At 57.5% G+C, this 25,243-nt stretch carries 20 protein-coding genes and 2 pseudogenes; 13 read left to right on the forward strand and 9 right to left on the reverse strand.

The features are described from left to right. Nucleotides 1-31 precede the first annotated feature (31 nt). Entirely contained in the window at nt 32-1,486 is a 1,455-nt protein-coding gene (locus AB4N98_RS02650) for an aldehyde dehydrogenase family protein (protein ID WP_460149210.1), read from the forward strand. A 97-nt stretch (nt 1,487-1,583) separates the two neighbouring features. Continuing rightward, nucleotides 1,584-2,147, forward strand: coding sequence for a cytochrome b (locus AB4N98_RS02655; RefSeq protein WP_026067199.1), 564 nt, complete (start codon nt 1,584-1,586; stop codon nt 2,145-2,147). A gap of 9 nt (nt 2,148-2,156) precedes the next feature. Here the strand turns inward: AB4N98_RS02655 and AB4N98_RS02660 are convergent, their stop codons facing one another. Then, a complete protein-coding gene (locus AB4N98_RS02660; protein ID WP_065878607.1) occupies nt 2,157-2,705 on the reverse strand; it encodes a hypothetical protein in 549 nt (182 codons plus the stop codon). A 217-nt stretch (nt 2,706-2,922) separates the two neighbouring features. Here AB4N98_RS02660 and AB4N98_RS02665 point away from each other — a divergent pair. Next, nucleotides 2,923-3,099, forward strand: a pseudogene (locus AB4N98_RS02665) (nitrilase-related carbon-nitrogen hydrolase); the annotation flags it as partial. A 374-nt stretch (nt 3,100-3,473) separates the two neighbouring features. On the opposite strand, the gene AB4N98_RS02670 reads toward AB4N98_RS02665, so the two are convergent. The 6 genes from AB4N98_RS02670 to AB4N98_RS02695 all read right to left on the reverse strand — a co-directional run bounded on the left by AB4N98_RS02670 (nt 3,474) and on the right by AB4N98_RS02695 (nt 9,271). Then, the gene (locus AB4N98_RS02670) at nt 3,474-4,235 is read right to left on the reverse strand and encodes an SDR family oxidoreductase (protein ID WP_065878611.1); all 762 of its coding nucleotides are present in this window, start codon (nt 4,233-4,235) and stop codon (nt 3,474-3,476) included. Nucleotides 4,236-4,263: 28 nt separating this feature from the next. Next, nucleotides 4,264-5,091 (reverse strand): DMT family transporter, encoded by an 828-nt coding sequence (locus AB4N98_RS02675; RefSeq protein WP_017526962.1) that lies wholly within the window; start codon nt 5,089-5,091, stop codon nt 4,264-4,266. A 74-nt stretch (nt 5,092-5,165) separates the two neighbouring features. Then, a complete protein-coding gene (gene gcvA / locus AB4N98_RS02680; RefSeq protein ID WP_017526961.1) occupies nt 5,166-6,071 on the reverse strand; it encodes a transcriptional regulator GcvA in 906 nt (301 codons plus the stop codon). A 123-nt stretch (nt 6,072-6,194) separates the two neighbouring features. Beyond that, a complete protein-coding gene (locus AB4N98_RS02685) occupies nt 6,195-8,162 on the reverse strand; it encodes an FUSC family protein (RefSeq protein WP_460149212.1) in 1,968 nt (655 codons plus the stop codon). Next, nucleotides 8,162-9,070, reverse strand: a complete 909-nt coding sequence (locus AB4N98_RS02690; protein ID WP_065878615.1) for an efflux RND transporter periplasmic adaptor subunit — start codon at nt 9,068-9,070, stop codon at nt 8,162-8,164. The genes AB4N98_RS02685 and AB4N98_RS02690 overlap by 1 nt, the downstream gene beginning before the upstream one ends. A 12-nt stretch (nt 9,071-9,082) precedes the next feature. Further along, nucleotides 9,083-9,271: a DUF1656 domain-containing protein gene (locus tag AB4N98_RS02695; RefSeq protein ID WP_065878617.1), complete on the reverse strand. Its 189-nt coding sequence runs from the start codon at nt 9,269-9,271 to the stop codon at nt 9,083-9,085. Nucleotides 9,272-9,414: 143 nt separating this feature from the next. On the opposite strand from AB4N98_RS02695, the gene AB4N98_RS02700 reads away from it, so the two are divergent. From AB4N98_RS02700 to cysN, 10 genes and pseudogenes are all read left to right on the forward strand, one after another. Continuing rightward, nucleotides 9,415-10,212 (forward strand): AraC family transcriptional regulator, encoded by a 798-nt coding sequence (locus AB4N98_RS02700; RefSeq protein ID WP_017526957.1) that lies wholly within the window; start codon nt 9,415-9,417, stop codon nt 10,210-10,212. A gap of 214 nt (nt 10,213-10,426) precedes the next feature. After that, complete coding sequence (locus AB4N98_RS02705) at nt 10,427-11,059, forward strand: sulfotransferase family 2 domain-containing protein (RefSeq protein WP_065878619.1); 633 nt, start codon at nt 10,427-10,429, stop codon at nt 11,057-11,059. Nucleotides 11,060-11,658: 599 nt separating this feature from the next. Continuing rightward, nucleotides 11,659-12,828: an alginate O-acetyltransferase AlgX-related protein gene (locus AB4N98_RS02710; protein WP_135196845.1), complete on the forward strand. Its 1,170-nt coding sequence runs from the start codon at nt 11,659-11,661 to the stop codon at nt 12,826-12,828. 42 nt (nt 12,829-12,870) lie between these two features. Then, entirely contained in the window at nt 12,871-14,292 is a 1,422-nt protein-coding gene (locus tag AB4N98_RS02715) for an MBOAT family O-acyltransferase (RefSeq protein ID WP_065878624.1), read from the forward strand. A 586-nt stretch (nt 14,293-14,878) separates the two neighbouring features. After that, nucleotides 14,879-15,280, forward strand: a complete 402-nt coding sequence (locus AB4N98_RS02720; protein ID WP_017526953.1) for a GtrA family protein — start codon at nt 14,879-14,881, stop codon at nt 15,278-15,280. Continuing rightward, nucleotides 15,273-16,025, forward strand: coding sequence for a glycosyltransferase family A protein (locus AB4N98_RS02725; RefSeq protein WP_017526952.1), 753 nt, complete (start codon nt 15,273-15,275; stop codon nt 16,023-16,025). The genes AB4N98_RS02720 and AB4N98_RS02725 overlap by 8 nt, the downstream gene beginning before the upstream one ends. 14 nt (nt 16,026-16,039) lie before the next feature. After that, complete coding sequence (locus tag AB4N98_RS02730; RefSeq protein WP_135196830.1) at nt 16,040-16,816, forward strand: PIG-L deacetylase family protein; 777 nt, start codon at nt 16,040-16,042, stop codon at nt 16,814-16,816. A gap of 650 nt (nt 16,817-17,466) precedes the next feature. Next, nucleotides 17,467-18,393 (forward strand): annotated as a pseudogene (gene cysD, locus AB4N98_RS02735) (sulfate adenylyltransferase subunit CysD); the annotation flags it as partial. Nucleotides 18,394-18,457: 64 nt separating this feature from the next. Continuing rightward, nucleotides 18,458-19,879, forward strand: a complete 1,422-nt coding sequence (locus AB4N98_RS02740; protein WP_065878626.1) for an FAD/NAD(P)-binding protein — start codon at nt 18,458-18,460, stop codon at nt 19,877-19,879. Nucleotides 19,880-19,881: 2 nt separating this feature from the next. Next, a complete protein-coding gene (gene cysN, locus AB4N98_RS02745) occupies nt 19,882-21,795 on the forward strand; it encodes a sulfate adenylyltransferase subunit CysN (protein WP_017526948.1) in 1,914 nt (637 codons plus the stop codon). Between the two features lie 102 nt (nt 21,796-21,897). On the opposite strand, the gene AB4N98_RS02750 is transcribed toward cysN, so the two are convergent. Both AB4N98_RS02750 and AB4N98_RS02755 read right to left on the reverse strand, forming a co-directional pair. Beyond that, on the reverse strand, nt 21,898-22,905 hold the full coding sequence (locus AB4N98_RS02750) for a glycosyltransferase family 2 protein (RefSeq protein ID WP_017526947.1): 1,008 nt from the start codon (nt 22,903-22,905) through the stop codon (nt 21,898-21,900). An 84-nt stretch (nt 22,906-22,989) separates the two neighbouring features. Beyond that, nucleotides 22,990-25,122, reverse strand: a complete 2,133-nt coding sequence (locus AB4N98_RS02755) for a hypothetical protein (RefSeq protein ID WP_223271467.1) — start codon at nt 25,120-25,122, stop codon at nt 22,990-22,992. Between the last annotated feature and the right edge of the window lie 121 nt (nt 25,123-25,243).

Genomic DNA, 25,243 nt, shown 5'->3' on the forward strand with positions numbered 1-25,243 from the left:
TGCCCCCTGCTCATCACCCCCGGACACTCACATGAATCAGCACCTGAACCACTTCATCCAAGGCGCGTCGTGCGAAGCCAGCGACAGTGGTCGCATCCCGCTCATCAACCCCGTGACCGAACAGATCTACGGCAGCTGCGCCAGCGGCACCGTCGACGACGTGGCCCGCGCCGTGGCTGCGGCACGCGCCCAGCTTGAAGGCGGTGATTGGAGCCGGCTTGACGGCGCCCAGCGCGGTCGGCTGCTGTCGAAACTGGCGGACCTGGTGGAACGTGACAGCCAATTGCTGGCCGACATGGACGCCGACGCCATCGGCCGTTCGCCACTCGAACCACGCCGGATGGACCTGCCCAACGCCATCGCCAACCTGCGCGCCGCCGCCGGCTGGGCCAACCAGTTGGAGGGCCGCACCATTCCCACCGGCGGCTACTTCGGCAGCAAGACCCTCTCGTACACCGTGCGCGAACCGGTGGGCGTGGTCGGCGCCATCGTGCCGTGGAACTCACCGCTGATGATCACGGTGTGGAAGCTCGCCGCCTTGCTGGCGGCGGGCTGCACGGTGGTGGTCAAACCCTCGGAAGAGACCCCGCAGTCGGCCCTGCACCTGGCGGTGCTGGCGCAGCAAGCGGGCTTTCCGGACGGGGTGATCAACGTGGTCACCGGCTACGGCGCGCAAGTGGGCCGCGCCTTATGCGAGCACCCACACGTCGCCAAGATCAGCTTCACTGGCAGCCCCGAGGCCGGGCGCGAGATCCAGCGCACCGCCGGTGTGCTGTTCAAGCGAGTGGCGCTGGAGCTGGGCGGCAAGAGCCCGCAGATCGTGTTCGACGACGCGCCATTCGATGACGCGCTGTTCGGCTGCACCCTGGGCCTGTTCGTCAACCAGGGGCAGATCTGCGCCTCCGGTTCGCGCATCCTGGTGCAGCGCAGCCTGGCCGAACGCTTCGCTGCCGCGCTGGCCGATGCCGCGCGCGCGGTCAAGGTGGGTGACCCACGCGAACCCGAGGTGCAGATGGGGCCGGTGGCCAAGAAAGCGCAGTTCGACCGCGTCAACCGCTACATTCAGTTGGGCATCGATCAAGGCGCGACGCTGTTGGCCGGCGGGGTCTCCCCTCCTGGGCAAGGCTGGTTCGTGCGACCGACGATCTTCGCCGACGCGCGCAACGACATGGCCATCGCCCAGGACGAAATCTTCGGGCCCGTCGGTACGGTGATCACGTTCGACAGCGAAGAAGAGGCCGTGGCACTGGCCAACGACTCCGCCTACGGCCTGGCGGCCACGGTCTGGACCACCGACCTGGCGCGCGCGCACCGCGTGGCCGCGCAGGTCAAGGCCGGCGCCATCGGCGTCAACTGCTGGAGCCCGCTGGACGCCAACCTGCCATGGGGCGGCGTCAAGGCCAGTGGTCTTGGTCGTGAAGGCGGGTTGAGCGGCGCGCTGGCCTATACCGAGGAAAAAGTCATTACCGTGCTGCTGCCCGACTGACCCTATACCGCCCCAGCCACTCTGCGGCCCTGTGCCCGCGGGGTGGCCACCCAACCGTGCATTCCTCACGCCGTTGAGGATCAATGGAGAGCCCACGATGAACCCAATAGATCAACCGACAATAGATCGGTATCCGACCTCCCTGCGCGCATTGCACTGGGTACGTGCCGTGCTCGTCCTGGGCCTGCTCTGGGCAGGCTGGCACATGACCGGCCTGAATGATGAAGTGGCGAGCAAATACGAGTTCTATTACCCCTGGCACAAGTCCTTCGGCGTGCTCACGTTTTTGCTGATACTCACCCAGATCGTCCTGCGCTGGCGGGCGCCGAGCATTCCCCAACCACTGGAAACACTGGCCCCGTACGAACGGGTGTTGTCCAGGCTCACACAACGTGTGATGTATGCGCTGTTGGTGATCGTGCCGCTGATGGGCTACTCCATGTCGAGTACATACACCATGAGTGACGGGGTGTTCTTTTTCGGCGTGAACCTGCCGGAGCTGCTGGCCAAGAACGACGATTGGTTTGTCGTCTTCCAATGGCTGCACAAAGTGCTCGCCTACACCCTGCTAGGGCTGATCACGCTGCATGTGGTGGGCGCCCTCAAGCACCGCTTTTACGACCCAGACCCTCGCAACGATGTGCTGCGCCGCATGCTCTGATCGGCACGCCTATTGCGTTCGCGAACTCGAGGGAGCCGGACGCAAGCATGCCGGTGTACCGCTTTGAATCGCCGGCATTGGCACCCGCACGTCTTGATCATCGACGCGCATCAAGCGACTCAGCTGAGCGCTGCATCGATTACCGCGCACGTCCAAGGTGACTTCGTATTCAGCGTAGGCTTGTGGGGTTAAATCGAGTTGCAGACCGCACGACCAGTTGTATCCGTCGGTGCTGAGAAAGATATAACCCGGGATGCGCGGCCTGACCTTGATTTCCAGAAAGCCTCGGGCTTTGGCCGGTGGCGCAATGATCATGTCTGCACGGCGTGGGGTGTCAGGCACGTATAGGGTGTTGAGCTCGCCCGTCGCACCCTCGCAGCGCTGGTCGTCAAGGTAATAGAGTTTTGCGTTAGAGGTATTGGCAACGAATCGCAGTTTCGCCGCGTCGGGCTCTACGGCGTCAACGTAGGTGTTCCTGGCTGCACACCCAGCCAGCAATGTGGAAAACAACGCGGCGACGCCAATGGCGGCGGTGAGCCGAAGCGAAAAAAACGGCATGGGTTTCATCCTTGAGGCGCTAAAGCGAACGCGTGATGCTACGGAAGGGCATTAGCGCTGTCCACTTAAGCTATCAAGGCCGCAGGCGCAGGCATTGCAGCAAAGGACTACAAACCAAACGGAAACGGCCGACTGGAACGCGTACAAAAAAAGACTTCTTACTAAACGCCCACCACCCCAACAGGTGGGCCGATAACAATAAAAAGAGGTCTGTGCCATGAACGTATCCACGAGTCCCGTGCGCGTCGCCGTTGTGCAATTCGATCCGCAAGTCGGTACGCAAAACCGCCCCGCCAACCTGAACACCAGCCTGAGCCTGGCCCTGGAAGCGGTGAATAACGGCGCCAATCTGATTGTGCTGCCGGAGCTGGCCAATACCGGTTACCTGTCCTCGTTGCTGGGGGTGCTGGTGTGGCGTCAGCAATGGCGCAAACGGGGCTGGTACCCGACCTATGTGCCCTTGGTGTCGGTGGTACCTGCGGTGGTATTGGCCTATGGCGGCAGCATGACGGTGATTGTGAGCAGTGCGCTGCTGGGGGCGCTGGTTGCTCCGCCGCTGGCGTGCTCGATTGCCGGACGGCTGCCGAGTTATCTGCATCCGTATATTGGGAATGTACTGTCGATGGCGATCAGCACGGTGTTGATCGTGCCAACCATCGGCTATTGGCTCGCCCAGTGACCCGCTGACGGGCTCGCCCATTTTCACCTCCGCCGGTCGCGTGCGCTGCCCTGTTTGAGTGGCAGCGCATCCAGGCCGGTATCACCGGCTCATTTACCCCCCGTCACATCCAGGAACGTCCCGGTGACGAATGACGCCTCGGCGCCGGCCAGCCATAAAATGGCCTGTGCCACTTCCTCCGGTTGGCCACCCCGCCCCATGGGGATCGAGTCCTTGACGCGATCGACCCGCCCCGGCTCGCCGCCGCTGGCATGCATGTCGGTATAGATGTGCCCAGGGCGAACACCGTTGACGCGTATCCCCTCCCGGGCCACCTCCTTGGCCAAGCCTATGGTAAATGTCTCCAAGGCGCCCTTTGATGCCGCATAGTCGATGTATTCATTGGGGCTGCCGAGGCGCGCCGAGGCCGAAGACACATTGATCACCACGCCGCCCGGGCCGTTGTGGCGGTAAGACATGCGCTTCACCGCCTGCTGGGCACAGAGTATCGGCCCAATGGAGTTGACCGCGAATATGCGCTGCATCCGCTCGAAGCCCAGGTCCTCCAGGCGTGACTGCTTCTCCAGCATCCCGGCGTTGTTGACCAGTACGTCGATGCGCCCGAACGAGCGGTCGATGGCGGCAAACAAATCGGCCACCTGTCGAGGGTCCGCACTGTCGGCGCGGACGGCCAATGCCCTGCGCCCCATTGCTTCGACCTGCGCCGCCACCGCCAACGCCGCCGGCTCGTTGGCAACATAGCTGATCGCCACGTCATAGCCCTTTGCGGCGGCCAGCCGGGCGGTCGCCGCCCCCACTCCGCGCCCTCCCCCGGTGATAAGCATCAGCGGAGCCTGCAAGACGTTAACCATGGAAAATCCCCCAGAGCAGTGGGCTGCATCAGCCGATGATGATGGCGCCGCTGACGATCACGACGCACGCCAGGATCCGGCGAACGGTGAGCGTCTCGCCGAGAAACAGGTAACCGATCAGTAGCGCAAACAGCACGCTGGTTTCGCGCAATGCCGATACCGCGCCCAACGGCGCCTCGTTCATGGCGTAGATCACCACGCCATAGGCGAGCAGCGAGACCAGCCCGCCGACCACGGCGGTCACGGTGCCGGGCCGTACGGAAAACAGGCTGCGGGCGTCGCGCAGGCCGATGTACACCAATGGCATCAGCACGCCCCACAACGCGCACATCCACACCGTGTACGCCAGCGGCGCGCCGGAAAGCCTGGCCCCCATGCCATCGACGACGCTGTAGGCCGCGATAAAGCAGCCCGTGCCCAGCGCATACGGCAAACTGGGCACCGACAGGCTGCGCCCCCTGAAGGCCAGCGAAATAATCCCGCCTGACACCAGGGCAATCCCGAGCAACTGGCCGGGAGCGATGCTTTCCCCGGCAAAGGCCGCCGCCCCCAGAGTGACCAGCACTGGCGAGGACCCACGCGAAATCGGATAGACCTGCCCCAAATCGCCGACCCGGTAACTGCGCACCAGGAACAGGTTGTAGCCCACATGCAACAACCCCGAAAGCAGCGCATAGCCCCAGCTTTCAGGCGCGGGGGGCGCCATGAATGCGGCGGCGACCACACAGGCAATGGCGATGGCGATGCACATCACCGTCATCGACCACAGCCGATCGGCACCGCCGCGCAGCAACGCATTCCAGCTGGCATGCAGGAGCGCGGCAAACAGAACGAGGACAACGAGATGGATAGGCATGCGCCATCTTAGACAACCCGGCCCCCGGACAACAGAGAAGTCTCCTCATCGCAGCATGAATAGATGCTCATGCATCATTCATCCGCCCGCCGCACTTTCAGCGCCTCGCCGATCAACCATTGGCGAAAGCTGACCACGTGCGGCTGCGACTCCAGGCCCTTGGGGCACACAAAATAGTAGGCAAGCGGCGATGGGAACGGCACATCGAACAGTCGCACCAGACGGCCATCGCTGATTTCGTTCTCGACATGCCCGCTGCGCACCAACGCGACGCCCTGGCCGAGCAAGGCGGCCTCGACCGTCATGTTGGTATCGCCGAACCTGACGCTCTCCTTGAGCGGCGAAAACACCAGCCCGACCGCTTGAAACCACACCTCCCATTTCGGCACCAGCTCGGCGCCATCCCGGGTCAGCAGCGGAAACTGCAACAGTTCGGCGGGGCTGCAGGGTGTGCCGAGGCGCTGCAGCAGTTCGGGACTGGCCACGGGAAATACCTGCTCGCCGAACAGAAACTGCGCATGCAGGCCAGGGTAATTGCCCTTGCCGAGCCGGATCGCGACATCTGCCTGGGCATCGGAGAAGTGGATGATTTTGTCGGTGGTGTCCAGCGAGACCAACAGTTCGGGGTGTTGGCGAGAGAGACTCGGCAAGCGAGGCAGCAGCCATTTCAACGCGAACGAATAGGTGGTGCTGACGCTCAGCCGCACCCGGCCTTTTTGCTCGCGCAGGTCAGCCAACGTCGCTTCCAGGCTCATGAAAAACTCGCGCACGATAGGCGCCAGCGTGGCCCCCGCTGCCGTGAGGCGTAACGCCTTGCCCCGTTCAAACAACTGCAACCCCCACAGCGCCTCAAGGTGCTTGAGCTGGTGGCTGACCGCGCTCTGGGTCACATGCAGCTCCTGGGCGGCAGCCGTAAAGGTCGGGTGCCGGGTGGCGACTTCAAAGGCGCGCAGTGTCGCGGTCGGCGGCAGGTCTTTCATGGGTAGGGCATCCGGCGAGTGGTAAGGGCAATTGCACACATGAGCATTGGCTCATAGTAGAGCAGATCCGTCACCTATCGCCGTTGGCGAGAGACGCGCACCGCCGGCAGGCACCGGTTTGTTTTAGGGGACACGGGGATGAGCAGCGTTGGCGTATTGCTCCAGCAGCCAGGCCAAGTCCTGGTAACAGATCGCCAAATCAGGCGCCCCAAGCCTTCTCATCGACCTTGCTGTGCGGCGCGCCTGCGCGGCGCTGATCGCCGGGTCGTAAGCATATCGAGCCATCCGCCGAGCGCCGGTTTGCGCGCATTGGGCCACCGGCGATCCAGGGGCAATGCCGCTCGCTTCACGCTGTAGCCGGCTCAATTGCTTACTCAGTTGCAGCGACAGGTAGCCCGCCTGGTCATCGTGCTGGTGATCGGCGCCCAGCACTGTTGTGAGCGCGACGATCCGGTGGTGTTGTGTGGCTTGCCATCTAGAGTGATCGACAGCACCCGCCTGGCGAAGTAGCCGACGGGTGTCCTGATGGAGCGAACGCCTCAATGCCTGAATATGTTTAGCCGGGTCCTTGGGCAATATCTGGAACGCCAACAGGCAGATAAGCATGGCCGCGAACCAGGCCAGCGACTGGTTCGCGAAACCGGCGAAATCATAGAGGGCGGTATCACCGGTACTCACCAAGGTGTTAAACCCGATCAGGTAGGCAACGCCTTGCAGGGCGCTGCGTGGTTGGCTCGTCGCGTGAATCCCGAACGACCAGAACATCGCCAATAGCAAAAATAACAGCGGGAACCCGTTGATCTGCGGCATCAGCAGGAACTTGCACAGCGCTGCCGCCAAAACCGCATAGAGCGTGCCGCGTATAAAGCTGGCAATGCCTTGGGCGGGTGCGGGCGCCGTTGCCAACAGCGTGCAGCACGGGCCAAGGACCGCCAGCAGTGTGGGCCCTTGATCCCAGCCGCTGATATACCAGACCCCACCGGCGGCCAGCGTGGCGAGCAGCGCCCGGATGCCGTTTCGCGCCGCATCGGCGTAGTTGCGGTGATAGCCCACGGCGCGCACCCGCTGTGGGCGCGCGTGATCGAGGCTGGAGAAATTCAGCAGGGCCTCGCTCAGGTCCGTCAATTGCTCGTACAGGCGTTCACCGGGCAAGCGTGAATCAGGGTTTGAGTCAGCCAGAGCCTGCGCCAAGCCACGCAGTTGCCCCACCGTATCGGCCGCGGCCAGAAAGTCGCAGCGGGGGTCGAGCATCCGCTCACTCAACTGTTGTAGCGCGGTGCTTATTTGAGCCCGCGACGTGAGGTCGATGCCGGGGTATGGGTCGCCCGCCTGCACGTCGAGCACAGCGGAGCGCAGATGCGCCAGGCCTGCCTGAATCGCCAACTGCCGGGAGCGAATCAGCGACGACTCGCCCCGTGCGAGCCCCAGTTGGTCGTCCACCTTGCCAATCTGCATCGCGAGCGGGCGACCTTGCTTTGCCCGTTCCGCAGGCTGCTCGCCAGACAGTCTCGCGGCAATCAGCCGGGCACTGCGGGCACAGACGTCGACCAGCGAGCGTCGAACTGCATGCTCCATCGTTTTGGCGCTGAACAGCGTGACGACCAGGCTCAGGCTCAGCACCCCTAACGCCACCGCCGTGCCACGGGTGATGATGTGGTCGAACCCCTGCTCAGGCGCGACGATGGCCGGGCCCAACGCCAGGCACACCGTATAGCCCGCCACCACGGCCGCCGTGGCCTGGTAATGGCGCAAGACGGTCATTGCCCCCACACACAGGCCCAGCCACAGGCCGATGCCGAGGATGAACAACAACATCTGTTGCGCGAACAACCCTGTCAGCAGCAAGGCCGCGAACAGGCCGATCAGGGTGCCGAGCATCCGGTGGACGCCCTTGCCACGAACCGCCCCCTGGATCGGCTGTACCAGCAGCAGCACGGTGGATGCGCCCGAGAACGGCGAGTCCAGATGTAGCTGGAAGCCGAGCCACAGCGCCAGACCCGCCGCCACGATACTGCGCAGCACGTAAAAAAAGGTGGCGGGCGTCCAGGGCCGGGGGATCGCCGCGAAAAGGCGTGTCGCCATACGCGTCATCACATGAAGGCCTGTAACCATTGCGTGAGCCGCCAGCGCGGCGCGGCGTTGGGCTGTGTCACTTCGACACTGGCGGTCATGCCGGCCGCCAACTCAACGCCGTCCGGTACGTTGTCCAACTCGATGCGCACGGGTACACGCTGTGCCAACCGAATCCAACTGAAGGTAGGGCTCACCGTGGGCAAACCGCTGTCGTTGCGCAGTTCATTGGCGTCGGCGATCCCCCGGCCCATGCTTGCCACATGCCCTTGCAACAGTGCGGCAAACCCCATGAGTTTGATTGACACCGGCGCGCCGATGCGCACGCCCGGCAGCTTGGTCTCCTCAAAATATCCGGTGACCCAGAAACTATGGCCATCGACCACGAACAGGTTGGTAGTGCCGGCCTGCGCATAGTCACCAGGCTGCAGCCGCAGTTGAGTGACGTAGCCGTCTACCGGCGAACGCACCGTCGTGTGGTCCAGGTCGAGCTGCGCCTGGGCTAACTGGCTTGCCGCAGCGTCCAGGCGCGCCTGGGCCACCGCCAAGTCACGCGCCGCATTGTCAATTTCTTCCCGGGCGATGGCGTCGGCCAACTGGGCTCGGCGCTTGAATTGCGCACTGCGCTGCTCGAACACACTGCGCGCCTCTGCGAACTCCGCCGTGCGCAACTGCACCGCCAGCCGATAGGCGCGCGCATCGATGCGATAGAGTAAATCGCCCTTTGCCACCCATTGGTTGTCACTGGCCGACAACCGATCGATCTGGCCGGAAACCTGCGGCGCAATACGGATAACCTGCGCGCTCACCCGCCCGTCCCGCGTCCAGGGCGCCAACACATACGCCCGCCAGAGTTGCAGGCAGAACACCACAGCCAGCAAGCCAAGCGCCAGCGTGGCGGCAGGTTTGAGAATTTTGACGATAACCATGGCCGACCTCGCTCAGCAGTTGACGACCATCGCCGACACGACGATGAGTGAGATAAAAAAACGCGCCAGCGCCGGGTGCCACGCCGCGTCCAGCCAGCGACGGCTCAGGCGGTCGATAAGCGTGTAGACCAGCACCGATACGCCCAGGTAGATCAACAAGGGCGGAAAATAGAGGTTGGCAATGGAGATTTCGCTGAGCATGGCAAGCACCGGATTCGCAGGCTTCTGACATTCGCCCGCATCCAGAAGGGGCTTGCCGGGGATGCTAAGTGATTAGCATCGCTGCCGATATTGAGTAGACTGCCAAAATATAATCAAATCCAGACACGCTTCGATTGCACGCCATGGCCCAGATCCAGCCCTTACCCACCGATCAGCTCGAGTACGACAACCTTGCGCAACCTGCCGTAGCGCTGATGCTCGAAACCCAGCGCAACGACAGTGAGTCCGCCGTACATACGCACCGCAAGGGGCAACTGGTAGTCGCCTATGGCGGCGGCATTGTGTGTACGGGAGAAGATGGCGTGTGGATGGTTCCGTCAGGGTTCGGCGTGTGGATACCGGGGGGCGTTGCTCATAGCAACCGTGTCACGGCCAACGGCCAAGTCTGTTTTTTGTTCGTGGAACCCGGCGCCGCGTCACTGCCGGATCGCTGCCGTACGCTGGCGCTGTCACCGCTGCTACTGGAGCTCATCCGCCACTTGAGCGGCCAGGCCCAGGACTACCCGCCCCACTCTCGCACCGCACGCTTGGCCAGCGTGTTGCTCGAAGAACTTGAACTGGCCCCCACTGAACAGCTCTACCTGCCGTTGCCCGCCTCTACCCCGCTGCGCACCATCGCCCGGGCGCTGGCGCAAGCCCCCTCCGACCGCGCCACCATGGCGAGTTGGGCACAGCAAGTGGCCATGAGTGAACGTTCACTGGCCCGCCTGGTAAAAAGCGAGACCGGCCTGACCTTCGGCCAATGGCGCAAGCAATGGCAGATCATTGTCGCGTTGCAAAGCCTGGCCGAGGGGCTGTCGGTGCAGAGCACCGCTGAAACGCTGGGCTACGAGTCTGTCAGCTCGTTCATCAGCATGTTTAGAAAGACACTGGGCACGTCGCCGGCGCGTTATGTGCGCAATACCCGGCTACGGCAGTGAGCCGGTGTGCATCGATACCGCGGCCACTTTGCAGTCGCCGGGCTTCAGAGGTCAGCTACATTGCATTAAGATGCGCCAGCCAACGCTATTCAGAACCGCGGATTTCAGCCGATATCAAAAGCAATCGGAATTCCTGACCCCGCTGGGGGCTTTCGCAGGTTTGGCACACAAAAGAACTGCAGCGGATGCAAACATATAATTAATAAGGGACACCATGCTGTCGGAAAAACACAACACACTGTTCATTCACATACCCAAGTGCGGCGGAACATCAGTCGAGTCGGCCATCTGGGAAGAACATGAGAAGACTGAAGAAAACCTTTGGATGGGATTTCTTGATCAGTACCACAACAAGTTCCAGACCGGAGGTTTGCAACACCTGAAAGCGATGCAAATCAGGCAGCAGATTGGCCGCGAAAAATTCGACAATCTATTCAAATTCTCAATCGTCCGAAATCCATTCGCTCGAAGTGTTTCGCAATATCTATACATGTCCTCCAGGGCTGACTTGCGAGACTACATAGGCATGGAGGCAGGCGATAGTTTCTTGACGTACCTGCATAAAATCCAAAGAAGAAGCCACGTCCAATGGCAGCAGCAGGTTTCGTTCCTGTATGACTATAAAGGCAACCTTCTGGTTGACCTGGTTATTCCCTTGGAGCAAATAAGTGGTCTTCCCGAGCTCTTGAGAGAAAACACATCAATTAATATAGAGCGCGTCCCGAAGACAAATACCTATACGAAAACGTATGACTACCAAGATTACCTTTGCAATGAATCCGTGGCGCTAATCTCCGATCTGTACCTGGAAGATTTCGAAGCGTTCGGCTATTCCATTACGCCTTGATTTATCAACATAAGTAATACGGCTCTTTACCACTCTATCAAGACACTGTGTACACCTCGAGCGACGCATTGAAGGTAGCAAAACACTTTACGATAGCGTCGGCGGGTCTGGGCGTAGCTTACTCACGACGGAGCACCTTCGCTTAGGTCTCCTATTACGAGAACATAGGGCATTGTGCGCTCTGTATGTGTGACCAATTCTGAAGCACTACCCGCATGCGTTTGTGCTTCACGCTAAGTTAAGATCCGTCAATGCTGCTTATTTCAATGTATGTCGCACAAGACAGCGGGGTTGTGAGCGTTTCGCAAGCGCGGGCTTAAGTACACCGACAGATAGCAACGTCTGTGTTTCTCTTGGGGGCATTTCGTTCAGGCTAGCGTGATGGCTACGGCAGCCCGACGCCCCCAAGCGCGATCAGTTAGCACATCTGTACTGCCAGGTGTTGCCTTGGCAAGACAGGCATGGAATGTTGCAAGCAAATACTGTAGATTTCGGCCCTTCTCGAAAAATTGTTCTTTCAAAAATCGAAGGCGCTTGGGGATATGAGTCATCGGAAGACAGCTACAGCGAGGCTTAATCGTTGGCGGTACAGAGTGTCGATGGTTATAGTTTGTGCAGTTTTTATCGTTAGTTTTATCCCTACGCTGCTGGCGATCTTGCCGTCGCTTACAGAGGGCAATCGGGTCACTTCGACAGTTAGTAGTAATTATCTCAATAAATTTTCGGACTGGTATTCAGCTAAAGTTGAGCCTGTCCAAGAGCTGAGAAAACTGCAGACTTTTCCTAGTACTTGGGTGGGCGGCCCCGTTGACCTTGACAAAAACTACGCGAATTTTGAGAAGTGGTTTTCTGACAACTTAGGTCTGCGCAATCTAATGATTCGGGGAAAGAACGAACTGGACTACCAGCTTTTTCGATCATCGTCCAGGGTGTACTTCGGAAAGGATAATGAAATCTACGGAAGAAACCTCGTTGATCGGCGAATTCCAGCAATGGAAGCAATGTTAAGAACCCAGGCGAATAGAGACATCATTCATCGAGGTATTGTATATTTTTCCGATGAAATGAAAGCGCAAGGGGTTACAGTGATAGTCGTAATGCCGATGCAGAAGCCCTATTTCTATAGTGCAAGGCTTCCTTTTTTTGCTCCGGAGCTCCCAGAAAAAACTAATTTTATGGCGCTGTATAAGGATCTTAGCGTCGACTCCCAGCTGCACATGGTAGATGTCTACGGAATCCTTAACTCGATCAAGGATGATTACCAAATATTCTACACGCAAGATTTTCACTGGACTGAGGCAGCTGCGCTCTCAGTGTCTAAAGACGTGGTCAATCGAATCGCTGCGCTTGAAGGCACCCATAACCGATGGAATCACGACATAAAGATAGAAGAGAAACCGTACGTCGGCTCTGATGCCAGGTTTTCTGCTCGTCTAGACTCTTCGCGCACGGCTACAGAACCATTTATCGTCCCCGACTGGCCCGTAACTCATCAAAAAATACAGCTCAATCCGAAGGTTACAGGCTTTGAATTTGAGACTGATGATTTAAGTGACAAGGGGCTGCTGCCAGCCACCTGCATGTATGGGAATAGCTTTAGTGATGGGATGGTCCAGTCAGGCATTTCTGAATACTTTCAGAGATTTACCAAAATTGATCGAGAGCGACCACTCTCGGACATCCCTAAACTGGTGAGTGGCAAGTGCAAGTATTTGATTGTCCAGATATTGGATATATCTACTGGGCACTGGATGTCGTTTAAAAAATAGCGTCTGTGCCCATACAAGAAATCACAAAAGAGCCTTTGCATTATGGTCTTCTCATCCCCGGCATTTCTGTTTATCTTTTTCCCTTTGTTTTACGGGATATATTTCCTAGCGCCCAAGTCGCTTAGGAATGGCTTTGTATTGATTGCTAGTTTCGCGTTTTATGCGCTTGGCGCAGGAGCTTTAACGCTAGTAGCGCTGCTATTGTTACTGATTAACTGGATTATCGCAGGTGTAATATCTCGATTGCTTGAGCGCAGCGAAAAAGCCGCACTTGCAAAGATTGTATTCATCATTTCCATCATTACGAATCTTGCGCCCCTCATATTTTTTAAATATCTATTGTTCTTCGCACAGATGGTCAGCGATGTAACCGGCATGCCTGCGCAGTCTGTAGTGGGTGGATGGGAGATTGCACTACCGCTTGGGATATCTTTTTACACGTTTCACTTTATTTCTTATCTGACCGATGTTTATCGTCGTCAAATTTTGCCCGAGAGAAGCCTTCAGAAATTCGCAATTTATATATTTCTGTTCCCTCACCTTATCGCTGGCCCCGTGGTTAGATTTTCTGAGGTCAAGCAACAACTGGATGTGAAACGTCGAGTATTGGTTAGCCGTGATATTTTCTGGGGAATGGTTATTTTCGTAATCGGCCTTGCGAAAAAAATCCTGATAGCCGATCCATTGGGCTCTGTTGTCGATGCTGTGCATGTACCGGGGCATGTGCTTACTACCTATTCAGCATGGCTGGGCGCAGTCTGCTATTCCTTTCAAATTTACTTCGACTTTTCCGGTTACACAGACATGGCCATAGGCATGGCGCGGATGATGGGGTTCAGGTTTCCTCGAAACTTCAATCGACCTTACGCGGCCCAAAGCATCACCGAGTTCTGGCAGCGCTGGCATATGACGCTGTCACGGTGGTTTCGCGACTATGTATATATTCCACTTGGTGGAAACCGTACTACTTCATTCAAGATATACCGTAACTTGTTCGTTGTGTTTGGCCTGTGTGCGCTTTGGCATGGTGCCGCTTATACGTTTCTAATATGGGGTTTCGGGCATGGGTGCCTGATAGCGCTGGAACGTGCAGGCGTATTGAAAATTCACAAGTGGAGAATGGCAAGTTTTCCTGTGTTTGTTTTCGCTACCCTGCTGTGGGTACCGTTCCGAGCGGAAAACGTGTCTCAGATGAATTCATTCTGGCGAGCAATGACAGGCCTGGATTCCACTATCCCCTTTTGGACGGCGGCCGACATGGGCCTGGCCGATATCAAGGTGATCTTCCTGCTTGCGCTTGCTTTTCTGATTTGTCTTGTTGGCGACAAACTGTTCTATCGCTTGAGAAGGCGAAGCTTCAAGATGCCTGTCACTGTGGGAGCCTACGTATTCGTGCTGTATGTGCTCTCTTGCATTTCAGTGGTTGAGCGCGGCTTCAATCCGTTTATCTACTTCAAGTTCTGACTTGGTCTGGCCGCGAGGGAGGGCGGCATGATGCCGGCCCATCCTGCATTGCATACGGCAACTGCTCCAGTACGTCCCGCAGTGACATATAGGCTCTTGGCCGTTGAGCTGCTTGGCGGTCTCAAACAGGCCTAGTTCCGAACGCATGCCTGCTCTTGTTGAGGAAGACGAAAAATACAAGCTATCACCGCCACCTTAATGCCCAACTCGGCCAGCGCGGCGAGGCCATCGACGGACTTTTCAGAAGTCCGCAGGCCTGAGATAGAGATAGATTTTTTCGACGTTTGCGTGGGGACGCATCTGATTTACTGGCCCAGGAGGGAAGCAGGAACACAGCATCCGGTTGCAGCCAAGTGCGTTGAACGCGGGTTCGTGAAGCGGATACGCGTATCCTGCATGCGTTCAGCTCCTTCCCTTTATTGATTACGACGTGTCTGCGATACTCTGGACAACTCGCCCAAAACCAGCCGCTGACAGAGAGGTGAGCCCCATGTGCGTTGGTTCACTGATGTATTAAGGAACCCTTGCGCCAAGCGCACCCTGTGATAGCACCACTGTCAAGCGGATCTGCATCCGCAGGAATTCAATGCAACGAAGTCTAATTCAGTTCGCTCGCTACCTGCTCGTAGGGGGCCTAACTTATGGCGCAGACCTTAGCGTATTCCTTCTGCTATTTAATATTTTCGGTATGGACTTACTCCTTGCCAATATGATCAGCAAGGTTTTAGCCGGGCTATTCTCGTTCGCGGCACACCGAGCCTTCACTTTTGGCGTGATCGACGCCAAGGGCCGGACGAGGCAAGCGGTACGTTATTTCACGCTCCTGGCGCTGAACATTCCAATTTCAGCCTTGATTCTGTCTGCCATGCTATGGATCACATCGCTGGAAGTCGTCGCCAAAATTCTGTCCGACGTACTTCTTGTGCTCATTAGTTATGCACAATCGAAATTTATAGTTTTCAAAAGGAACGAAATTTCTCATGAGTGACTTATTGGATGATGGCATTCATATTGTCAGGCGTAACAGCTATAGCAATGATCTGATTGCGCAATGGACTCGTTTATTCCAGAGATGCTTCGGAGGCTCCGAGGACAATGCGACCCGCGTGTTTCAGAAGTACTTGCTCAACGACTCGAGAATTTGTTATTCGGTCAAAGAAGGCACCATGGTGGCTGCGTACTGTGGGTTACGACTAAGCCACGAAGACGGCGCCGTTTTTCTTTCGACAGACACGATGTCCGACGGCACCCAAAAAGGGTCGTCGGTGATTCTTGGGAAACGGCTGTATAAATCCTTCGTTGAGGAAGGTATTGATATCGTTTGTGGCTACCCTAATAAGAACATCAGAAGAATACGCGAGAAAGGCCTGGGTTGGACGCTGAATGGAAACTTGTACTTGTACATGGGCATTCCCTTTCTTTGGCGTTTTTTCAAAAAACCGATGAACCAGAATGCTTTATGGAAACTGGCAAGACCCGCCGGTGGTTGGTTCACTAGAAAAAAACCACCCTTGGTCAATCTGCTCGGCAGTGATGGGTTGTACTCCTCCAATCCCGGACTTGTCATTACCTTGTCTGCCTACCGGCCTGGCGTCTTTTTTATCAAAGTGCCAGGTTTTCTTTTCGAACCGAGAAGTTTTGGCTACAAATGCCTTACCGAGCAGACAGAAAAAAACAATGCCTTCTTGGAAAAAATCAAGTACCTCAATATCGACACCATTGATATACCTTGATAGCGGGTACCGACATGAAGCCAAGTTCTATATTTTTGATGGCCCACCAGGACGACGAGTTCGGGGTATTCCATCAAATCGAGCACGAGTTGAAAGCTGGCCGTTGGGTCCGTTGTGTATATGTCACCGATGGGGCTGCCACTGCTGATTCCGACCGTCGAGATCTGGAATCGCGAGCCGTCCTCCAAACATTAGGGGTTGCAACAACCGACATCCTTTTTGTTGGCCGACAATTGTCAATTGGTGATGGTCAGTTACATCAACATGTTGGCGTATTTGCAGACTGGCTGGATGGTTTCTTTAATGATCATTCAACGCTTCAGTCGTGTTTTGTGCCTGCCTGGGAAGGCGGCCACCCTGATCATGATTTGTTGCACGCTATTGCGGTGGAGTTACTGACGACTCGTGCGACCTCGGTCACCGTCAGGCAGTACTCCCTTTACAATGCTCGAAATTGCAAGGGGCCATTCTTCCGCGTCTTATCACCACTTCCAGAAAATGGGCCCGTTGAACAACAACCTATTGCCTGGAGAGATCGGCTTCGATACATAAGGCTTTGCCTGTCATACCCTTCTCAATGGAAAACTTGGCTGGGCTTATTTCCATTCGTGGGCGGGCATTATCTGTGTCATGGCGTCCAGCGCTTACAAGATGTCAATCGCCAGCGACTGGACCAACCTCCGCACCAGCAACCTCTTTATTACGAACGACGCGGCTTTCTCGATTGGCCTACGATGCAAAAAGCTATTGCTGAGTTGCAGCAAAAATTGTCGGGTTTGAACCCACCGTAAGTGATCGCCCCATTGAGCCGGGGGGTCGAATCCACCCTCTCGGCAGCGGGCATTCGCCTTCAATGGGCCTCATTGCCGGCACCGCATGCCTGCATCAGCAAAAGCACAAAATGTCGCACTTTGCTTTACTGCTTCAAAAAAAAGCGTAGATTGCTTTTTACATGCAGAATAAGCAGGTCAATTTAGAAATGGCACATTTTGCGACACCCGCTGACGCCGCGTTGCTCGGCTTGGACAGTGAAGACGTCTGGGATACCGAGCGGGCCTTTGCGCACCTCAAGGCGTTGGGCGAGGCGGATACCAAGCGCACCGCAGAACGACGCCTTCACACGCTGGGCCTGCTTCCTAACGAACTGTCAGAGCACGACCTGCGGGACGAACTGGATCGCCCTGCGAACCAACTCATTCTGCATTGGGCTCTCGAACAGGCGCGCAAACGGCGCGACCGTGTGCTCTTTGCCCAACTCTACCCTCTGCCCAGCGGCAAGCCGGCACTGCATGCCAACGATGCCAGGGGCGCACGCTTCTGGGTACCGCTCGCCAGCGCCGAAGATGAAGTCATTCAAAAAGCCTTGGGCGCACTTCAGCAGCACCTGGGCAAACCCATTGCGCTCTTTGCGCATGGTCAGTTGGTCGGCGTAACACGTTCAATGCATCCGAACGCCAACATCCATTTCTGCCCACAAACCTTCAAACCCGTGCTCCCCGCGCACTTGCACCTCCCCAGCCCTCACGCCGAGGTGCAGCGTTTTGCGCACCTCAAACGCCTGGAAGCCGAAAGCATCCACGTTATTCGCGAGGCTGTCGCAGAGGCGCAAAACCCGGCCATGCTGTACTCCATCGGCAAAGACAGCGGCGTCCTGCTGCATTTGGCGCGCAAGGCTTTCCTTCCTTCTGCGCCGCCCTTCCCTTTGCTGCACATCGACACGCGCTGGAAATTCCAGGAGATGTACCTGTTTCGCGATTTCATGGCGCGCGAAACCGGTATGGAGATGCTGGTGCACACCAACGCGCAGGCGATCGAGAAGAACATCAACCCCTTCGACCACGGCTCGGCCCTGCATACCGATATCTGGAAGACAGAGGGCCTCAAACAAGCGCTGGACCATTACAAATTCGATGTGGTTTTTGGTGGTGCCCGTCGCGATGAAGAAAAGTCCCGCGCCAAGGAGCGGTTTTTTTCCTTCCGCAGCGCCACTCACTGCTGGGACCCGAAGAATCAGCGCCCGGAGCTCTGGAACCTGTACAACACCCGTAAAAAACAGGGTGAGAGTATCCGGGTTTTCCCGCTTTCCAACTGGACCGAACTCGACATCTGGCAATACATCTACCAGGAAAAAATCCCGGTTGTACCGCTCTATTTTGCACAGCCTCGGCCAGTGGTGGTGCGGCCCGAAATGACCATGATGGTAGACGATGACCGGTGTCGGCTGTTACCGGGCGAGGACATTCAGATCAAGAAAGTGCGCTTTCGAACGCTGGGCTGCTACCCCCTCACCGGCGCGATAGAGTCTGATGCGCAAACCCTGGAAGACATCCTGCTGGAAGTTGCCAACACCCGACAGTCCGAGCGCCAGGGCCGCGTGATTGATGCCGACAGCGCCGGCTCCATGGAGAAGAAAAAAAGGAGGGATACTTTTGATGCCCACACATTCGACTTCAATACTCATCGTCGGCGGGGGATTCAGTGGCACGCTCACTGCGATTCATCTATTGCACGCCACCGCCGGTCAAAGCCTCTCGATCACGCTGGTCAACCCCGCATCGGCACTGGGTCGTGGCCTTGCCTATCGCAGCAACGACGACAATCAGATTCTGAATGTGCCTGCCGGCAATATGAGCGCGTTTGCCGAGACACCCTCGCACTTCGTCGAGTTCTGCCAGGGCATTGACCCCTCGATCAACCCAGGCAGCTTTGTATCGCGCCGCCTCTACGGACGCTACCTGGAGCAATGCCTGCACACAGCGGTTTCAGCACACCCCGAGCGCTTTCATGCGGTGGAGGGGGAAGTCGACGAGGTTCACGCGCTCCCGGCCAAAGACGGGTTCACGGTCAATCTCGCGTCAGGACACTGCTTTATTGCCGCGCATGTGGTCCTGGCCATGGGGCATCAGTTGCCACGCTTCCCACTGGCACTGGACGAGAAGACGCGTGCTTTCGTGATAGACGCCTGGGACTTCGACAGCATGAACCGGCTTGCGCCCGACGCATCCGTTCTGATTATCGGAACCGGCCACACCGCAGTGGACGCGCTCTTTCATCTGACGCAGCAAGCTCAACCGCGCATGATCACGATGCTTTCACGGCATGGGCTTTTGCCTCAACCTCATCGACTGAACCCCAACCCGCCCCCCGTTGGCCAGTACCCGGAATACCTGGGTGAGGCGCCATTGCGTATGCGCACGCTGCTGCGCCGACTGCGGCAAGAGGTCGCGCGCCACGCCGACTCAGGGGGGGACTGGCGTGATGTACTCAACCAGCTTCGCCCCCACACGCCACGGCTCTGGCAAGCACTATCGCTGGTCGAACGGCGGCGGTTCCTACGCCATGCGGTGGCCTTCTGGGACGTGCATCGCCATCGCCTGGCGCCGCAGGCCGCCGACCGCCTGAACGCTCTGCTCCAGACACAGAAGGTGCAGGTGCTGCCGGCACGACTATTGGCCATGCACGTTTGCGCCGCTGGTGAGCTGAGCATTGAACTCAGGCCACGGGGCCAACACGCCGCGCAAACACTTGCGGTGACAGCGATCGTCAATTGCACCGGCCCGAGTATGGCGATTGGCCCGAGATCGCAGCGCTTGTTTCAACAACTGGTCGCAGACCAACTGCTGACCCCTTCCCCTTGCGGCTTGGGCCTCCAGATCAATGACCGATATCAACTCATCGGTGCGCAGGGGCATGCAGTAAAGGGGTTGTGGTACGTGGGCCCGATGCTCAAGGCGCGCCACTGGGAAGCCATCGCCGTACCTGAATTGCGCGTACACGCACAGCAGCTTGCACGGGAACTGGCCAAGCAATTGGCTGCATGTTCCGCGCTGCCTGCTCAACCCGAGTCAGTCTGAATATGCCTACTATCAAATCGCGCCTGCGCAAGCCTCAACCCGCGCCACACACACTGAGCCTGGCTGACCTCTTCGAGCAGCAGCGCCATCAAGACTTGCTGCGCTTCATTACCTGCGGCAACGTGGACGACGGCAAGAGTACGCTGATTGGCCGCCTGCTCTGGGAATCCCGGCACGTCTTCGACGACCAGCTACGTGACCTGCAGATCGACTCCAAACGCCATGGTACGCAGGGCAATGAGCTGGACTTCGCACTCCTCGTCGACGGGCTGACTGCCGAGCGTGAACAAGGTATTACCATCGATGTGGCCTATCGCTTTTTCTCGACGCCTCGGCGCAAGTTCATCGTCGCCGACACCCCGGGGCATGAGCAGTACACCCGTAACATGGTCACAGGCGCCTCAACCGCCGATGTTGCGGTGTTGTTGGTCGATGCTCAACGAGGCGTGCTCACCCAGACTCGACGGCATGCCTACCTGGCGTCGCTGCTAGGTATCCGCCACATCATTTTGGCCATTAACAAGATGGATCTCGTGGCTTACGACCGGCAGGTCTTTGACACAATCCGGGCGACCTTCCAAACGGTGGCCGAATCACTGGGCTTTCAAACCCTGACGGCCATTCCGTTATCGGCGCTCAAGGGCGACAACATCACCACTCGGTCAGCCAACACGCCCTGGTACACGGGCCCAACCTTGATCAGCCACCTGGAAACCATCGAGGCCCCGCGCTCCAGCGGCGATAAAACGGTGTTTCCAGTGCAATGGGTCAACCGCCCCAATGCCGATTTCCGGGGCTTCAGCGGCACACTTGCATCCGGTGAACTGGCCCTGGGTGACCAGGTACGCATTACCGCCTCAGGGCAAACCGCAAAAATCGCGCGGCTTTTAACCGTTGATGGCGACCAGCCCAAAGCCAGTGCTGGGGATGCGATAACGCTGGTGCTGGATCAGGACGTGGACGTCTCTCGTGGGGATGTGATCGCGCGGGCAGATCAGCCGTTGGAAATGACGGATCAATTCGAAGCCACGCTGGTATGGATGGCCGACGAAGCAGGGCTGATCAGCCGGACTTATGATCTGAAGCTCGCCACCCAGTGGGCCGCTGCCAGCATCACCACCTTGAAGTTCCGGGTGAATGTAAACACTCAAGCACACGAAGCGTGCCGACAACTCAGGCTCAATGACATTGTCGTGGCGAACCTGGCCCTCAGTAAGCCGCTGGTATTTGCGCCCTATGCACAATCGCAGACGCTGGGTGGCTTCATCCTGGTCGACCCTTTTACCCAAGCCACCGTGGCCGCCGGCATGATCCGGCACAACCTGCGCCGGGCCCAGAATGTACATCGCCAAGCGTTGAGCATCAGCCGTATAGACCGCGAGCGGCTCAACGGGCATACCGCGAAAGTTATCTGGTTTACCGGCCTTTCCGGCTCCGGTAAGTCAGCCCTTGCCAACGCGCTGGAAAAAGAACTCCACGCTCAAGGCAAGCGCACCTACATATTGGATGGTGACAACGTTCGCCAAGGCCTGAACAAGGACTTGGGGTTTACCGACGCTGATCGGGTAGAGAACATTCGTAGAGTGGCCGAAGTCGCCAAACTGATGATGGATGCCGGCCTGATCGTAATGACAGCCTTCATCAGCCCCTTCAGGGCCGAGCGCGAGATGGCGCGGCAATTGATCGGAGAGGACAACTTCATCGAGGTGTTTGTGGACACGCCACTGGACATCTGTGAGCGACGTGACCCCAAGGGGCTCTACAAAAAAGCGCGAAGCGGTCTGTTGCCGAACATGACGGGTATCAACAGCCCCTACGAAGCGCCCGAACAGCCAGCCCTCAAGCTTGACACGTCGGATCTGGACATCGAGATGACGGTCAAACACTTAATGGCACTGCTGCTCAATAATCGATGAAGCCAACCTGCCGGCCAGGCGCCGGGTAATCAGTTCCAGGGCGGGCACGTCTTCCGACTGCCCGACCTGACTTGCCCCCTGCCCTGCAAATCGCAAGGCAGCTTATACGCGCGGCCCCACATTATTGACGCCGGGTCTGCGAATACTCCGGTGAAGGGGGCGCACGGGAACCGAAGCTACGTCGTAACTGATAAACCCCAGCAGGAACTGTATGCCGGCGATAATCGGCAGCGCCGACATCATTACCGTTCCAGCCGGTGTGGGCACGCCCATCTGGGCGGAACTCACCCAATGGTAGCCACCGTACAAAAGCCCGAAACCCAGAAAGAGCAGGCCCAGCGGCAACTCCAGGGAAGCGACAGACATGTCTCGCAGGTAATAGCTGTAAAAGATTCGCTTGTTGAAGTTGCGCACGTGCTTGACCAGAAACTCGCCGACAATCTTGGAGATTTTCAGATTGCTGACTTCGTCGACATACTTGGCATTCATCGGCACATCCACCACCACCGCGCGGATGGTGTTCAGCCGAAACAGCATGTCCGTTTCGAAAAAGTAACGATGACTTATTTTTTTGAAAGGCAAGTGCCTGGCCACTGTCACATGAATAGCGGTATAGCCATTGGTGGGATCGAACAGATCCCAATAACCTGACGACAGCTTGGTCATGAACGACAACATTGCATTGCCGAACAAGCGCATACGTGGCATTGCCCGAATTTCTTCCAAATCGAAAAAACGATTGCCCTTGGTGTAATCGGCTTCACCGGCGAGGATCGGCGCAATGAAATCAGGGATCAGGCTCGGGTCCATCTGACCATCACCATCGACCTTCACAATGATTTCCATATTCTCGTCAATGGCGGCTCGATAGCCCGTCATCACCGCACCACCAACGCCCTGATTCTCGGAATGTCGTAGAACAGTCACCCGTTCATCGGTGCAGTTGGCCTCGATGAAATCACCCGAACCATCAGGGCAGCAATCGTCGATAGCATAGATACGCACCACTTCAGGACCGATTCCGCCAATCACGCCAAGAATATGGTTCTTGACCTTATAGCAAGGAATCACCACGGCTACTTTGGGTGGAGAACTATTCGTCATGGTCATAATTTTTCCGTTTGCAAGTACGAGACTGACCGTTAGCCAAGCGTGCGGGCAGCGTGCTCCGCAAGGTGCATCCGCCCTTGCACATCATTGGGTGACTTCATACATTTCCACACCCCACAACTCCGCCATTCGCGGGAAATGCTGTTGGATGTACGGGCCAAGCGCCGCACGTACTTCTGGCGTCGTACAGCCATCCATAACGATGTGGCTTACTTGGTTTTCCGCCAGGTAACGTGCGAATTGCGCAGTATCGAGCAACTGTGATTGCCGGCTCGCCCAGCTGTAGTTGTGCCACGTCGTGTAAATGGTTCGACCTTTGAAATAGGCGCCATAAGGGCAACCCAGCAGCAATACCGTGGGGGTTTTGCGCAGCGAAGCAGCGAGGATATTGCCCATGTATTGGTGGGCGTTGAGCATTTCTTCGGCGTAATTTGCCGATGTCACTCCACGATAAGGGCTCGGCGATAGCATGTTCATCGCTGGAATATGCATCATCCCGTTAACAAAGCGGCTCGCCGGCAACCCGAACAGATTCGCGGCAAACAGGCAACCGAGGATGATCATCCACAATACGTTTTGTGGCCGCTTGATAACGATATGCAGGTAGTAGGCGATGCTCATCGCCAGCAGGGCCATACCCGGTAAAAAGTAACGCAGATACTGGACCTGGGCACCAACCGCAACCAGGTAGATCACCCCGATACCCAATGGCACCAACGCCAGCAGGTTGCGCCGGCACACCGCAACCAAACTTCCCGCACAGGCCAACAAAAACAAGATTATCAGCCCCATGGAACCATCACTGGATTCCTCGTAGCGGGACGATTCAAAGGTCATTTTCCAGGGCAAGTCCCAGCTGAGGTGACCAGCCCAACGACCATCCAGGAAGTTGATAGGATCCCAGTAGGGTGATTTGAACACGCCGTTAAAGAACGGAAAGAGTGGGTTGCCGGTCTTCAGCCACGCCACCACGTAAAAAAACAGTGCCAGCGCCAATGCAGCCAAAAGGATCAGCGACAAACGAAGCCGATCGGTGGTCTTGCCGATCTCGCGCCAATTGACCACCAGCACCGCCAGGATCACTGGCGCCAGCAGCAAGCCGAACGTCTTGGTCGCACTGGCGCCTGCCGCGCACAGAGCCGCCAACAACGCCAACTCGATGGATTTGTGACGCAGCGAAGACGTTAACAGGACCGCCGATGCGAGGATGAAACCACACAGGGTCACCTCGATGAACAACCCCGAAACCTCACGCACGAACATCGGCACAAAGGCCAACACCGCCGCCATGGCCACGCCGGTGGGGCGCAAACGGAAACCGCCGCCCGTAGCGACGAGCGCCAGCATGACGAGAAATTGCAGTACAAGCTCAACCTTGACCGCCTCGACGTTCCCGGCAATGAACATTGCGCTGAAATTAAGCTGAGGCGCGAGTGGCATGACCGCAAATACGTACTCACGGACGTCGTAACCCCACATGCCCTTACTTTGCATCTCACGGGCGATGCGCATATGCATCGTCATCGCGTCCCCGTCAAACCCGGGATGCACGGACGCCACAATTAACAGCATGATGGACAGAAGCAGGAAGAACCGCGGAACTTTCCAGCCCCCCACCGCTCTCAATTGCCTTGGACGAGAAACGAGAAGCTCGCGCAGCACACGCACGACCTCGCCACGCCCAATCGGAGAAAGCAGCAACAGCGCGCCCATCAGCGCGCCTTCCATGAAACGTGTATTGATCGGGAAAAAACTGAGTGCGGCGAGGATGAGCAAAAACATCGCTTTTCCCACCCAGAATGCCAGCGCTATACGCGCCAGGTCCGAGCGGGCAAGCTGCGCGCGTGCCTTCAGCCCAATAAGCTGATACCCCAACGCGGCGGCAACGAAGCTTGCGGCCAATGCCCATAACGTTGCGACCGGCCCCGCCATGAGGACAAACGCTGCAAGTACCGCCACTACGCCATTGACCGGATGAGGCCGAAAGGTAGCGACAAATGCAACGAGGGTGAGCACCACTACGATGGTTGCGGCGTTGCGTACCTCATAGATATTGCCCCAAAGCGCGGTCAGAGCGCTCGCAGGCTTACCGGTAAGGAACACGATGAGAACTACGCACATTAAACAGGCCAGCAGGACCTGGAGCCCCAGCGGAAAAGTCCCGTTTGCGCGCCACCAGGGAGCCTTGGCACTCAGCTTATTTCGGATAGAACTCACGTACTCGCATTCCTTTATATTCACGGGACATTGGGTAACGTCCACGCCAAAGCATCCATTGACGATATCGGCTGACAGGACGGTACCGCGCACCCACTTCTGCGACCCTTGCCGCTTGGGA

The sequence above is a fragment of the Pseudomonas sp. S3_E10 genome, assembly GCF_054667615.1.

Bases quoted from the DNA above. Each gene is read 5' to 3' on its own strand.
- AB4N98_RS02650 (WP_460149210.1), top strand. From the start codon at position 32: ATGAATCAGCACCTGAACCACTTCATCCAAGGCGCGTCGTGCGAAGCC.
- AB4N98_RS02655 (WP_026067199.1), top strand. From the start codon at position 1,584: ATGAACCCAATAGATCAACCGACAATAGATCGGTATCCGACCTCCCTG.
- AB4N98_RS02660 (WP_065878607.1), bottom strand. From the start codon at position 2,705: ATGCCGTTTTTTTCGCTTCGGCTCACCGCCGCCATTGGCGTCGCCGCG.
- AB4N98_RS02670 (WP_065878611.1), bottom strand. From the start codon at position 4,235: ATGGTTAACGTCTTGCAGGCTCCGCTGATGCTTATCACCGGGGGAGGG.
- AB4N98_RS02675 (WP_017526962.1), bottom strand. From the start codon at position 5,091: ATGCCTATCCATCTCGTTGTCCTCGTTCTGTTTGCCGCGCTCCTGCAT.
- gcvA (WP_017526961.1), bottom strand. From the start codon at position 6,071: ATGAAAGACCTGCCGCCGACCGCGACACTGCGCGCCTTTGAAGTCGCC.
- AB4N98_RS02685 (WP_460149212.1), bottom strand. From the start codon at position 8,162: ATGACGCGTATGGCGACACGCCTTTTCGCGGCGATCCCCCGGCCCTGG.
- AB4N98_RS02690 (WP_065878615.1), bottom strand. From the start codon at position 9,070: ATGGTTATCGTCAAAATTCTCAAACCTGCCGCCACGCTGGCGCTTGGC.
- AB4N98_RS02695 (WP_065878617.1), bottom strand. From the start codon at position 9,271: ATGCTCAGCGAAATCTCCATTGCCAACCTCTATTTTCCGCCCTTGTTG.
- AB4N98_RS02700 (WP_017526957.1), top strand. From the start codon at position 9,415: ATGGCCCAGATCCAGCCCTTACCCACCGATCAGCTCGAGTACGACAAC.
- AB4N98_RS02705 (WP_065878619.1), top strand. From the start codon at position 10,427: ATGCTGTCGGAAAAACACAACACACTGTTCATTCACATACCCAAGTGC.
- AB4N98_RS02710 (WP_135196845.1), top strand. From the start codon at position 11,659: ATGGTTATAGTTTGTGCAGTTTTTATCGTTAGTTTTATCCCTACGCTG.
- AB4N98_RS02715 (WP_065878624.1), top strand. From the start codon at position 12,871: ATGGTCTTCTCATCCCCGGCATTTCTGTTTATCTTTTTCCCTTTGTTT.
- AB4N98_RS02720 (WP_017526953.1), top strand. From the start codon at position 14,879: ATGCAACGAAGTCTAATTCAGTTCGCTCGCTACCTGCTCGTAGGGGGC.
- AB4N98_RS02725 (WP_017526952.1), top strand. From the start codon at position 15,273: ATGAGTGACTTATTGGATGATGGCATTCATATTGTCAGGCGTAACAGC.
- AB4N98_RS02730 (WP_135196830.1), top strand. From the start codon at position 16,040: ATGAAGCCAAGTTCTATATTTTTGATGGCCCACCAGGACGACGAGTTC.
- AB4N98_RS02740 (WP_065878626.1), top strand. From the start codon at position 18,458: ATGCCCACACATTCGACTTCAATACTCATCGTCGGCGGGGGATTCAGT.
- cysN (WP_017526948.1), top strand. From the start codon at position 19,882: ATGCCTACTATCAAATCGCGCCTGCGCAAGCCTCAACCCGCGCCACAC.
- AB4N98_RS02750 (WP_017526947.1), bottom strand. From the start codon at position 22,905: ATGACCATGACGAATAGTTCTCCACCCAAAGTAGCCGTGGTGATTCCT.